At 50.8% G+C, this 13,476-nt stretch carries 9 protein-coding genes; 8 read left to right on the forward strand and 1 reads right to left on the reverse strand.

The features are described 5' to 3' along the window. Positions 1-236: 236 nt before the first annotated feature. Positions 237-1,097 (reverse strand): AraC family transcriptional regulator, encoded by an 861-nt coding sequence (locus tag AB2U10_RS05575; RefSeq protein ID WP_367913358.1) that lies wholly within the window; start codon positions 1,095-1,097, stop codon positions 237-239. A gap of 143 nt (positions 1,098-1,240) precedes the next feature. On the opposite strand from AB2U10_RS05575, the gene AB2U10_RS05580 reads away from it, so the two are divergent. The 8 genes from AB2U10_RS05580 (at position 1,241) to AB2U10_RS05615 (ending at position 13,439) form a co-directional block, all read left to right on the forward strand. Continuing rightward, the gene (locus tag AB2U10_RS05580; protein WP_367913359.1) at positions 1,241-2,839 is read left to right on the forward strand and encodes a fucose isomerase; all 1,599 of its coding nucleotides are present in this window, start codon (positions 1,241-1,243) and stop codon (positions 2,837-2,839) included. 5 nt (positions 2,840-2,844) lie between these two features. After that, positions 2,845-4,395, forward strand: a complete 1,551-nt coding sequence (locus AB2U10_RS05585) for a sodium:solute symporter family protein (RefSeq protein ID WP_367913360.1) — start codon at positions 2,845-2,847, stop codon at positions 4,393-4,395. A gap of 5 nt (positions 4,396-4,400) precedes the next feature. Beyond that, positions 4,401-5,315, forward strand: a complete 915-nt coding sequence (locus AB2U10_RS05590) for a dihydrodipicolinate synthase family protein (protein ID WP_367913361.1) — start codon at positions 4,401-4,403, stop codon at positions 5,313-5,315. A gap of 28 nt (positions 5,316-5,343) precedes the next feature. After that, positions 5,344-8,328, forward strand: a complete 2,985-nt coding sequence (locus AB2U10_RS05595) for a SusC/RagA family TonB-linked outer membrane protein (protein WP_367913362.1) — start codon at positions 5,344-5,346, stop codon at positions 8,326-8,328. Between the two features lie 21 nt (positions 8,329-8,349). Then, positions 8,350-9,951, forward strand: coding sequence for a RagB/SusD family nutrient uptake outer membrane protein (locus tag AB2U10_RS05600; RefSeq protein WP_367913363.1), 1,602 nt, complete (start codon positions 8,350-8,352; stop codon positions 9,949-9,951). Between the two features lie 22 nt (positions 9,952-9,973). After that, entirely contained in the window at positions 9,974-11,098 is a 1,125-nt protein-coding gene (locus AB2U10_RS05605) for a sialidase family protein (protein WP_367913364.1), read from the forward strand. Between the two features lie 63 nt (positions 11,099-11,161). After that, entirely contained in the window at positions 11,162-12,328 is a 1,167-nt protein-coding gene (locus AB2U10_RS05610) for a sialidase family protein (protein ID WP_367913365.1), read from the forward strand. Between the two features lie 4 nt (positions 12,329-12,332). Continuing rightward, the gene (locus AB2U10_RS05615; RefSeq protein ID WP_367913366.1) at positions 12,333-13,439 is read left to right on the forward strand and encodes a sialidase family protein; all 1,107 of its coding nucleotides are present in this window, start codon (positions 12,333-12,335) and stop codon (positions 13,437-13,439) included. Positions 13,440-13,476 lie beyond the last annotated feature (37 nt).

The following is a 13,476-nucleotide window of genomic DNA, read 5'->3' on the forward strand; positions in this document are numbered from 1 at the left end:
CCGGCATATAGGCCTGCCTTGATGCACGTTTTTGACGCGCTTTTGCCATATTATTCGCTTTTGCCTCCGAAAAATAAGAAATAATCCCCTTTTAATAAAGAATTTAGCCTGTTAACAGCAAACCCTAAATAGAGAAGGGTTCGCAATGATCTCATGGAATAAAGATAGAAAGCGGGCCATAAAAAAGCAAATTTCGCTTATTACGGTAAGGGCAAAATGGCCGGAGTGATTTTTGCTTAAAGAAACCCGGCCTTATATTCCTTAGGTGTTATTCCCTTCATTTTCTTGAAGTGCCGGTAGAAGTTGGACGTATTTTCGAAGCCGCTGTCCATGGCAATATGCTGAATGGTGTAGTCGGTTTCTACAATGAGCCGACAGGCGTGATTGAGCCGTACTTCGGTGAGAAAATCAAAATACGATTTGTTGGCCGTGATCTTAAAATACCGGCAAAACGATGTCACACTCAGGTTAGTGAGCCTGGCCACATCTTCAATAAAAATCTTTTCCTTAAAATTCTGTAGCGTATAAGAGAAAATTTTATCGATCCGGTTTTCGTCAAGCTTATTGAATTTAGAATACTCAATACTGTTGGATAATACTTCATACTCCTGGTTTTCAAGCAGAATATGGAATATGCGCAACAGGTAGATGAGCTTGTTCAGCCCGCTTTCTGTTTTCATCATCCATAGCAGCTCGGTAATCGCTTCTTTGGAAGCCCCGTGAATGATGAGCCCGTTCCTGGCCAGCTCATTCAGCTTGTTGATTCCCTGGGTTTCCGAAAAATTCAGAAATTCCTTTCCCAGGCACTCCGGGTGGAAGTGCAGCACCATGGCCTCCACGTGGTCGTGGGTGGCATCGGAGATGGTGCGTTTCCACGTATGGGGCAGGTTGGAGCCCATCAGGATCATATCGCCTTTCTGGAAATTACCGATGTGATCTCCTATAAACCGCGTACCCTCACCCTTGATCAGGTAATGCAGCTCTATTTCAGGATGGTAGTGCCAGACCGTACCGAAATGGGGCAGGATATCGTGCCTCAGGCTGAACGCATTGTCCAGGGCTTTGGGAACAATATGTAATTTGGGAGTAAGGTTCATGGAATAAAGATATGTACGAAATTTTAAAAATGAGAACCGGAGAAAGAATAATATGATAATATATTGGATAAGTATGAAAATTTAGGGAAATGTTTCTTGTGAAAAGCTATTCAACTTTGTACCATCAAATTTGATTCAACCTTATGGAAAATAAAAGTGTGTTGCTGGTTTGCAGTGGTGATCTCCGGCCTTCAGCCAATCTCAAATGCTGGCCTATGCAGGAGCAGATGGAAAAAAACCTGGCGCTTACCCTGGAGCGGTACGGCTGGTCGGTGGAAAGGGCGCATACCTATAATGCAGAGAAAGGACATGGCTTCATCGATTACCAGCATGAAGGGGTAAAGATATTCAGGAAGATAGATAAAAAACGTCCGCTGATTGTGGCAGAAAGTGTCTGGCAGTACAGCCATCACGTGCTGGCCGGGCTGATCTCGCACGAAGGTCCCATACTGGTGGTGGCCAACTGGGACGGAACCTACCCGGGGCTGGTGGGTGCGCTTAACCTCACGGGCTCCCTGACCAAAGCCGGAGTGAGCTACAGTTTTCTCTGGAGCGGAGATTTTACAGATAATTTTTTCAGGAAAGGACTGCAGGAGTGGCTGGAAACAGGCAAAGTGAGCCAGGATTATTCCCACGTTACCCGTTTCAACCCGGAGGTTGTTTCGGGCAGTGACCGGGAGCTGGCCGGTGACTTTGCCGCCCGTATGCTGAACGACAAGGTCATCATGGGCGTATTTGACGAGGGCTGCATGGGCATGTTCAATGCCATTGTTCCCGATGCGCTGATTCACCGCCTGGGTATATTCAAGGAGCGGCTGAGCCAGTCTACCCTCTATGCAAAGATGCTGACCGTTACCGATGCAGAGGCCGAAGCCGTGCTGGGATGGCTGCTGGAGCGGGGCATGCGCTTTGACTGGGGCACCGATCCGGTTACCGAGCTGACCCGCGATCAGAGCCTGGAGCAGTGCAAAATGTATATAGCAGCTTTACGCCTGGCCGCAGAATTCGGCTGTGATACGATAGGCATTCAGTACCAGCAGGGACTGAAAGAGCTCACGCCTGCCAGTGACCTGGTAGAAGGGCTGCTGAACAATACCGACCGGCCGCCGGTTTGGGATGAACAGGGCAATGAGCTGTACGCGGGAGTGGCGCTGCCCCACTTCAACGAGGTAGACGAATGCGCCGGTATAGACGGTTATGTTACCTATCATTTGTGGCGGGAGCTGGGCCTGAACGGCGACAACACCCTGCACGACCTGCGTTACGGAGAGAATTTTACAATAGACGGCCGGGAAGAGTTTGTGTGGGTGTTCCTGATCTCGGGAGCAGTGCCGGCCTCTCATTTTGAGGGCGGCTATGCCGGAGCCAGCAGCCTGCGCCAACCGGCCATGTTTTTCAGAAAAGGCGGCGGAACCCTGTGTGGGGTGAGCCGGCCCGGCAAGATCGTCTGGAGCCGGGTATATATTGAAAACGATGAGTTATGGTGCGATATCGGTACCGGCAGAGCCGTGGAGCTGCCGGAAGAAGAAACGCAGCGCCGCTGGAAAATGACCGACCCGCAGTGGCCCGTGATGCACGGGGTGCTTGACGGCGTCAGCCGTGAACAGATGATGGCCAAGCACAAAGCCAACCATATCCAGGTGGTGTATGTAGACGGCGATTTTGATGTGAGGAGAGCGGCAGAGATCAAGGCAGCTACCCTGGAAAGCTTAGGAATCAAAGTGAACTTTTGCGGAATATAAAAGCCATGAATCACCTGCCTGTATTTGATATTGCCATTATTATTGCCTACCTGATCGGGATGGTGCTGGTGGGGGTGTATTTCTCCAGGAGAAATACCTCTGCCGATGAATTTACACGGGCTGCCGGGCGTATCCCGGGTTGGGCCATCGGTATTTCCATTTATGCCACCTTCCTGAGTTCCAATACCTTTCTCGGCGTTCCGGGGAAAGCCTACGGCGGCAACTGGAACGCATTTGTTTTCAGCCTGTCGATGCCCCTGGCGGCCTGGTTTGCCACGCGGTATTTTGTACCTTTTTACCGGAGCACCGGTGAGGTATCGGCCTACACCAACCTCGAGAAAAGGTTTGGTACCTGGGCCCGCACCTATGCGGTAGTGTGCTTCCTGCTGACCCAGCTGGCCCGTATCGGTTCCATCTTTTTCGGTATCTCGCTTACCCTGCAGGCGCTCACAGGTTACAGCATGGTCACCATTATGATCATAACGGGTATTTGTATCGTGATCTATACCGTTATGGGCGGGATTGAGGCCGTGATCTGGACCGAAGTGGTGCAGGGGATACTCAAAACCCTGGGAGCCATTATCATTATTTACCTGGTAGTCAGGGAGGTTCCGGGAGGCTTTTCTGAGATTATCCAGACCGGTAAGGCCGACCACAAGTTCAACCTGGGCTCCCTGGCGCCTGATTTTGTCAGCTCTTCTTTCTGGGTGGTGCTGTTGTACGGGTTCTTCATCAACCTGAACAACTTCGGGATGGACCAGAACTACGTTCAGCGTTACCATACCGCTACCAGCGCACGCGAAGCCAACAAATCGGTGTGGCTGTGCGTATGGATCTACGTGCCGGTATCGTTGCTGTTTTTTGTGATCGGCACCTGCCTGTACACCTATTACCAGCAGAACCCTGAGCTTCTGCAGACCATCACCCTGCAGGCAGCTTCCGAACGGCTGGGCCTGTCAACCAATAATCCCGAAGTGGTGAAGCTGGCGGCCACCCTGCAGCCGGCCGACTACGGTGACAAAGTGATGCCGCACTTTATGGTGCGTATGATCCCGACCGGCCTGCTGGGTCTGATCATCTCCGCTATATTATCGGCGGCCATGAGCACCATCAGCTCGGGTATGAATGCTTCGGCCACCGTATTTACCGAAGATATTTACAAGCGCTATTTTAACCGCGGCTCATCTGAAAAAAACAGCCTGAAAGTACTGTATATCGCCACGGTTATTGTAGGGCTGATGGGTATGCTGTGCGGCATAGCCATGATTGGCATCAAGAGCCTGCTGGATGTATGGTGGACCCTGTCGGGTATTTTTGCCGGCGGTATGCTGGGGCTTTTCCTGCTGGGCCTGATCAGCAAAAAAACGGAGAACAGCGATGCCCTGGCCGGAACCCTGGCCGGTATCCTGGTGATTCTGTGGATGACCTTCTCGTATCTCATCCCCGAATCGTATGCGTATCTGAAGAATCCCTTACACGCCAACATGATTATTGTGGTAGGCACGCTGACCATCTTCCTGGCCGGTAACCTCAGTAGAAAAATAAGAAAAAAATAAAAATTATGACCCATAAAAAATACGTACCTGTAATGCTGATGCCATTCCAGGCTGACAACACTATTGACTATAAAAGCCTGGATGAGCTGGTTGAGCTCTATCTGAATGCCGGTGCCGGGGGGCTTTTTGCCAACTGTCTTTCCAGTGAAATGTTTAATCTTTCCAGGGAAGAGATGCTGCGCTCGGTGGCCTTCATTGTAGAGAAAGTAAACGGGAGGGTTCCGGTAGTAGCTACGGGAACATTCGGGGAGCCCCTGGAAGACCAGGCCCGTTTTGTGAAAGAAATATACGCTACCGGGGTAGAAAGTGTGATTGTGATCACCAGCCTGCTGGCAGCGGAAACCGATGACGAAGCTACGTTCAGGGCCAATGTGGGAAAATTGCTGGCGCTTACCGGCGACGTACCCCTGGGCTTTTACGAGTGCCCTGTGCCCTACAAGCGGCTGATTCAGCCTGATTTCCTGGGTGAGCTGGTTGCCAGCGGCCGGGTGAACTATCACAAAGACACCTGCCTGGATATGGACGGCATACGCCAGAAGCTGGCCGCTACGGCCGCCTGGCCGGAGTTCGGGTTGTACGATGCCTATATGGCGCATGCTGTGGAGTCGCTGCGGGCCGGTTCGGCAGGATTGTCGTGCATCCAGGGCAATTATTTCCCGGAGCTGGTGACCTGGCTGTGCGATCACTACCATGAGGAATCGCCGGAAGTAGCCGAAGTGCAGCGCTTCTATGTCAGCAATATGGATGTCATGCACGATACCTATCCTGCCAGCGCCAAGTATGTGCTGCAGAAAAGAGGCGTGGATATCGGGCCTACCTGCCGTAACGGGAGCGTGACAGACCAGCAGGAAGAATTAGACCGGTTGCTGGATGAGTTCGAGGCTTTGTCTGAACGCATCGGCCTGGTATCTGTAAAATAATAACCAATTAACCTTAAATGAAAAACAAATGATGAATCGAAATCTGATCCAATTTCCTTTGGTTTTGATTTTGCTGCTGTTTTCGCTTACAGCTTTAGCGCAAAATGTCGTTACCGGGAGGGTAATCGACGCCAAAACCAATGAGCCGCTACCCGGTGCTACCGTAACGTTTGCCACGAACGGCCGGGGAGTATCTACCGATGAAAACGGTAATTTCCGGATAGAAGTACCGGAAAAGAAAGGCACACTGACCGTGTCTTTTATAGGCTATAACTCAAAGGAAGTCCAGTTAAATGCAAGCTCCGATAACCTGGTGATCGGGCTGAGCTCTTCCAATGAGAACTTAGATGAAGTGGTGGTAGTGGGGTACGGAACCCAGTCAAAACGAAAAGTAACCGGAGCCGTAAGCAGCCTGGATATGACGGTGCAGCAAAACAGCCCCTCGGTCAATGCAGGCCAGGCTTTGCGCGGACGGGTGGCCGGCGTGCAGATCCTGGATAACGGAAGGCCCGGCCAGGATCCGAGCATCCTGATCCGGGGTCAGCGTTCGCTGAGCGCCAACAACGCCCCCCTGATTGTGCTTGACGGGATTATCTTCGGCGGAACCCTGAGCGACATCAACCCGAACGACATCCTGTCTATGGACGTCCTGAAAGATGCCAGCGCCGCGTCGATATACGGTTCAAGGGCAGCAAACGGGGTGATATTGATCACGTCGAAAAAGGCAACTACCGAAGGAGTGGTGATTACGGTGAATTCCAGTGTGTCGTCGTATGGATGGGGCAAGAAGATCCCTTTTTACAGCCCGGAAAGATACATTCAGAGCAAGCTGGATTACCGGAAGCAGTCGGGCCTGGAAGCGGATCCTTCCAAAATAGCAACGTATTTGTACAAGACAGAGGCCGACAATTACCTCAACGGTAAGGTGACGGATCCGTACGATGAGGTTTCACAAAAAGCCGGCATGTTCAACTACGATATTAACCTGGCCGGAAGAAGCACCAAAACCAATTATTACTTGTCCAGCTCATTTTCAAAAGAAGCCGGGCTGCTGGTGAACGACAACTTCAAGCGGCAAACTTTCCGGGCCAACCTGGAAACGGAAGTGAATCCGTTTATTAAGCTGGGTCTGACTTCTACCTACGGACAAAGAGATATGAGCGGAGTGGCGGCATCTGTGGCAAGCCTGTATACCAGCAGCCCGTACGGAACCTGGTATTACCCCAACGGAAATCCTTCGAAATACGTGGTAGCGGAAGACCAGGTATCCTCTAACCCGTTGTACAATTCTTTTATGACAGACAATGAAGAGATATACAACAACCTGCTGAGTAATTTTTACACCGAAATAGCGATACCAGGTGTAGAAGGCCTGAGCTTCAGGATGAACTTCTCGCCCAATGTAAGGTGGAGCCATAATTACAACTTCTTCAGGCAGGATCAGTACCTGACCAACAATACTACCTATGCCAATAAGCAGAATCAGAACGGTTTTGACTGGGTGTGGGAGAATATCGTGAAGTACAACAAAGACATCAACCGTCACCATTTTGATGTAACCCTGTTGTTCGGTAAAAACTATATGAAGCAGGAGCAAACCCGGGCCAATGCCGATCAGCTGAGCTCAGATGCCCTCGGCTACAACGATTTGAGCCTGGGCACCATCCTGACCAACAGCTCATCGGCCTACGAGATACGGGGTATTTCTTCCATGGCCCGCTTAAATTATGACTACGCCGGGAAGTATATGGCTACGCTCACTACCCGTCGCGACGGTAGCAGTGTTTTTGCAGCCAATAATAAATATGCGTTGTTCCCTTCTGTAGCGCTGGGATGGAACGTAACCGGTGAAGAGTTTATGAACGACCAGGATATTTTTGATAACCTGAAGCTGAGACTCTCCTACGGCTCGATAGGAAACCAGGGGATTGATCCCTACCAGTCGCTGAGCTTATCCAGCATTACCCAGTATGTATACGGAAACGGCGGAAGCATGTCTATCGGGGCCTATCCAAACATTATGGGGAACGATGACCTTCGCTGGGAAACCACTTATTCCGGTAACCTGGGAATAGATTTCAGCATCCTTAAGCGGCGGCTGAGCGGTACAGTGGAAGTATACAACACCAAAACCAAAGACCTCCTGGTACGGAGATCCATCCCTGCCATGAACGGCTACCTGAACGTACTGACCAACATCGGGGAAGTACAGAACAAAGGGATCGAGCTATCGCTGAATAGCGTGAACATCGCTACTCCGAAATTTGGCTGGAACACCGGCTTTAATTTCACCTACAACGTCAATAAGATCACCAAGCTCTACGGCCAGGACCTGAATAATGACGGTGTGGAAGACGATGACCTGAGCAACCGCTGGTTTATCGGTTACCCGATCAACACCTATTACGATTATGTATTTGACGGTATTTACCAGGTGGGAGAGGAAATGCCTGCCGGCTATAAGCCCGGGTATGTGAAGCTGAAAGATGTCAATAAAGACGGTAAAATAGATGCCAATGACCGGCAGATTATCGGTTCGGGCGGTCAGCCTAAATTCAAATTCGGGCTTTCCAACGAGTTCTACATCGGTAACTTTACCATTTCAACCTTCTTTAACGCCATGACCGGCTGGATGAGCAATTTCCCGCTGCTGAATACGGCTGTGAGTCCTAATGCTCCGGGCCGCGGACTTAACCAGCTCGATGCCGGCTACTGGACAGAAGAAAATGCTTCCCAGACCCGTCCGTCGCTCCTGTACACCAACCCTCAGGGCCATGGCTGGTACGTTAGCCGGAATTTTGTTCGTCTGCAGGACCTGTCGGTTTCTTATCAGGTGCCTGAGTCGGTGACCAACCGGCTGAAACTGCGCTCACTTCGGGTTTATGCCAATGCTAAAAACCTGTTCACATGGAGCGACTGGCCGGGTACTGACCCTGAAATAGGCGGTACCTCATCTGACCAGCTGTACTCTTTGCCGCGCATATTTAATCTTGGTTTAGGTTTTAGCTTTTAATTGATGAAAAACAGTAAATATATGAAACGCATTTTAATCTTACTGACAGGGTTGATCTTCTGGGGCTGCCAGAAAGATGAGCTCAAGGAGACTCCGTTATCCAATCTGAGTGCGGAGCAGATTCTTACTTCGCCCAACGGCTTCAGAATGTATCTTACGGGATTGTATGCGGCCTCGCGGGAAGAAATGTCAATGGGCGATAATACCTATTTTGCATTGAACTTTGCATATACAGACATCGGTGCCGACGCCGGCGTGGAGTATATCGGTCTGAGAAATTACCAGACCACCTATACGCCTACCAATGCCAACCTGAATACGCTCTGGAACTGGGCCTATACGGCGATGATCGTCAGGGCCAATACCCTCCTGCATTACGGGGAGGCCCACAATGATATCTGGACTTCCGAAAAAGAAAAGAACCAGATCATGGCAGAAGCCCGGTTCTTCAGGGCCTACACTTATAATCTCCTGGTTAATTCATTCGGAGGAGTGCCCATTGTAGACGATATTACCAATACGCCTAAAAATGACTACTCCCGGGCTTCCAAAGAAGAAGTGCTGAATTTTGTAAAAAGCGACCTGGACTTTGCCATACAGTGGCTGCCGTCTGTTACCGAAGGAAACTACGACGGGAAAGTAACCCGGGGAGCGGCCCAGCACCTGATGACCGAGGTATACCTGAGCTTAAATGACCCGGCCAATGCCGTAAAGGTATCCTCTGACCTGATCGGGTCCGGTGATTACAAGATCATGACGTCGCGCTTTGGTTCGAAATCAACCCAGCCGGGCGATGTATTTTCAGACCTGTTTCTGGACAGGAACCTCAACAGGTCATCCGGAAACCTGGAGTCGATTTTTGTGTGGCAGTTTGAAAATAACGTACAAGGGGGAGGCAGCAGCCTGAACGGGAATGTGCAGATCAGGAACTGGGCTCCTTTCCTGAGTAAAATTGTGGCTCCTGACGGGGTAGCTATGCTGGTAGTAGACAGTTTGGGCAGGGGTGTTGGACGAGTTAGGGGAACAAACTATTATCTTTACGATATCTGGAAGGGATATAAGCAGGATATGCGTAATTCTCAGTACAATATGCGGAGGAAGTTCTATTACAATAACCCGGCCTCCCGGTATTTTAACCAGGAGGTGGAAGCCAGAACGGCATTAGACGATACTATGAGGAATATCTATCCTTACTCCCGGAAGATCGAAGGCGAACCCTGGGCAAACAATGCCACTTCGGGCCGTTCGGCCAAAGACGTTATGGTTTACCGGCTGGCAGAAACCTACCTGCTGAGAGCGGAGGCCAACCTGAAGCTGGGCCGTAAAGATCTTGCCGCTGATGACATCAATGTGATCAGGAAAAGAGCCAATGCGCCTGCAGTGACTGCCGAGCAGATCGATATAGACTTTATATTGGATGAAAGAGCTAGGGAGCTGACCGTAGAGGAACCCCGCAGGCGGGTATTGGTGCGCCTGGGTAAGCTGGTGGAACGGGTGAAGAAGTATAATTTCCTGGAAGAAACGAAAAACTCAATCCAGGATTACCATATGTACTTCCCTATTCCGCAATCGGTTATCGATGCGAATTACGGGAAAAAGATAGAACAAAATCAGGGATATTAACAATTCAACTTATTCGTAGATTATGGTAAATTTTAAGAGCATTCGAAAAACGGTTCAGGTAGCAGGGCTTTCCGCTTTCAGCGTATTGTGCTTTGGGCAGAAATATACGATTCCGGAGCGGGCTGTAGTAGGAAAGCAGGGTGTGGTGAGCGCCGAACTGGTTTATGAGCTGGATGAGAAGCCAACCGCCCAATGCCATGCATCAACTATCCTGGAAACCCGTGACGGGCTGATGTGTGCGTTTTTTGCAGGAACCCACGAAAACAACAAGGACGTGGGTATCCGGGTGGCGCACTACAGGAACGGGAAGTGGAGCTGGCCGGTGGAAGTAGTTAACGGCTTTGTGTCTGACTCCGTTAAATACCCGGCCTGGAACCCCGTATTGTTCCGGCCCAAGGGCGGCCCCATTTATTTGTTCTATAAGGTAGGCCCCAATGTAGATGACTGGTGGGGAGCCTATACTACCTCTTCTGATGAGGGCCGTACCTGGACGAAACCCGTGGTTATGGGCAAAAATGAGCTGGTGGGGCACCTGCTCGGACCGGTCAAAAATAAGGCGGTTCAGCTGGCTGACGGTACCATTATCTCACCCACCAGCCTGGAAAGAAGGGGAACGCCGAACGGGCGCGACTGGCGGATTTATTTCGAGATCAGTAAGGATAAAGGAAAAACCTGGAAGGTAATTCCACCCATTAATGACGGCGTAGAATACGACGCCATCCAGCCGAGTGTCCTGATCCATAAAAACGGTGACCTCCAGATCATAGCCCGGACCCTGCAGGACGTGCTGGTCACCAGCTGGTCGAAAGACAAAGGGGAGACCTGGTCGAAGCTGGAAAGTACCGGACTGCCCAACCCGAATTCAGGAACCGATGCGGTTACGCTCAAAGACGGAAGGCATTTGCTGGTATATAACCATACTACCAATAAAGGAGATGAGCCTAAAGGAAGAAATATGCTGAATGTGGCTATCTCCGAAGACGGTAAAAACTGGAAAGTAGTAACCACCCTGGAAAATGAGCCTATCTGGGCAGGCTATTCTTACCCGGCAGTTATTCAATCGTCTGACGGACGGGTTCATATTACCTATACCTATGGAAGAAGATCGGTTAAGCATGTGGTGGTTGATCCTGCTAAGCTGAAGTGAGAAGAATCAGTGCATTATCGAATTTGAAGCCGGGTAGTTTTCCGGGCACTAAAAAAGAGATTCATGTTTAAGGTGTGGAAGCTATATGGTTTATTATTGTGGAGCAGCAGTTTATTGGCCCAGACTGTTCCGGGGAATATCGTTTGCTACGAGCCCGCCTCGTCGCAGCGGTACATCGGTTCACCCGGCCTGGCTATGCTTCCCAATGGCGACTATGTAGCTTCCCACGATTTTTTCGGGCCTCAGAGCTCGGAGTGGCAGCAGGCTACTACCCGTATCTATTCGTCGAATGATAAAGGCAGGACCTGGAGGTACCTCACCGAAATTCACGGAGCTTTCTGGAGCTCGCTGTTTGTACACCGGGGTGTGCTCTATCTTTTAGGCCCCGATCGTCATCACGGAACGGTGCTGATCCGGAAATCAACAGACGGCGGCATGACCTGGACCCAGCCCACCAACCGGGAGAACGGTGTACTGCTGACGGGTGAATTCCATTGTGCACCCATGCCGGTAATAGAATACAACGGCAGGCTGTGGCGGCCGATGGAAACCGCTCACGGACCCATATTGCAGTGGGGCAGGCGCTACGGGGCCATGGTGATGTCGGCGCCGGCAGATGCCGATCTCCTCGATGCCCGGTCGTGGCAAACCAGCACACCCATGCTCTATGACAGTACGTATAACAACGGCGACTTCGGCGGATGGCTGGAAGGTAATTTCGTGGTAGACCGGAACGGGAAGATGTGGGATATGCTGCGGGTGGCCAATACGAAGTCGATCGACGAGAAGGCGGCAATGGTCGGGATATCTGCCGATGGCAAGACACTGGATTTTGACCCGGCAATCGGCTTTATTCCTTTTGATGGCGGAAGCAAGAAATTTGTGATCCGATACGATACGGTCAGCGACCGGTACTGGACGCTCGTTAACGCGGTAAAAGACAAATACCGCAGGCAGTTCCCGGAGCGGAACCCGTCGGGTTTCCGGAATGTGCTGGTGCTTAAAAGCTCAAAAGACCTGAAAAGCTGGCAGGAAGTGAAGGTGATCCTGGAACATGAAGATGTGCTCAACCACGGATTCCAGTATGTGGACTGGTCTTTTGAAGGAGAAGATATCATCGTGCTGTCAAGAACAGCGTATTTTGACGGAAAGGCCAATGCGCACAATAATCATGATGCAAACTACCTGACCTTTCACCGGGTAGAGAACTTTAGAAAACTCAAAAAGTAACGGAATGATACGGGGGAGAAACACCTTATTATTAGCGGGATTCCTGGGTATTGCCTCTGCAGGCACAGGCCAGGGGCTTCCTGCCCGGGCCACCCCGGGAGAACAGGGCGTAGTTCGCGCAGAGCTCATCTATGAGCTGGATGAAAGACCAACCGCCCAATGCCATGCTTCTACGCTTATTGAAACTCAGGACGGCCTGATGTGTGCATTCTTTTCCGGAACCCACGAAGGAAACGGGGATGTGGGCGTACGTGTGACGCATTACCGAGACGGGAAGTGGAGCTGGCCGGTAGAAGTGGTCAACGGCTTTGTATCAGATTCGCTGAAGTATCCTGCAAGGAATCCTGTATTGTTCCAGCCTAAGGGAGGCCCCCTCTATTTATTCTATAAGATCGGGCCCAGGGCAGCTGAGTGGTGGGGAGCTTATACCACCTCTTCTGATGGAGGCTATACCTGGGAGAAACCCGTGATCATGGGTAAGCATAGTGTAGTGCGCGACCTGCTGGGGCCGGTCAAAAACAAGGCGGTTCAACTTTCAGACGGCACCATTATTTCACCCACCAGCCTGGAAAGGAAGGGAACACCCAACGGGAGTGACTGGCGCATCTATTTTGAGATCAGCAAAGATAACGGCAAGACCTGGAGGGTGATCCCGCCTATCAATGACGGCGTGGAATATGATGCTATCCAGCCCAGTATCCTTGTTCATAAAAACGGTGATCTCCAGATCATTGCCCGCACCATGCAGGATGTGCTGGTGACCAGCTGGTCAAAAGATAAGGGCGAAACCTGGTCGAAGCTGGAAAGTACCGGACTGCCCAACCCGAATTCAGGAACCGATGCGGTTACGCTCAAAGATGGCCGGCATCTCCTGGTCTACAATCATTCCACCAAACAGGGACCGGAGCCGAAAGACCGGAATATGCTGAACGTTGCCATTTCAGAAGACGGGAAAAAGTGGGAAACAGTATCCACCCTGGAGAATGAACCGGTATGGGCGGGGTATTCTTACCCGGCGGTGATCCAGACCGCTGACGGGCTGGTGCACATTACCTACACTTATGGCCGCCAGTCGATCAAGCACGTGATCATCGATCCATCCCGCTTATAAATATGACTTTAAGATCATTCATAACTATTTTTATCAG

Source organism: Leadbetterella sp. DM7 (assembly GCF_040829825.2).
Taxonomy (GTDB): domain Bacteria; phylum Bacteroidota; class Bacteroidia; order Cytophagales; family Spirosomataceae; genus Leadbetterella.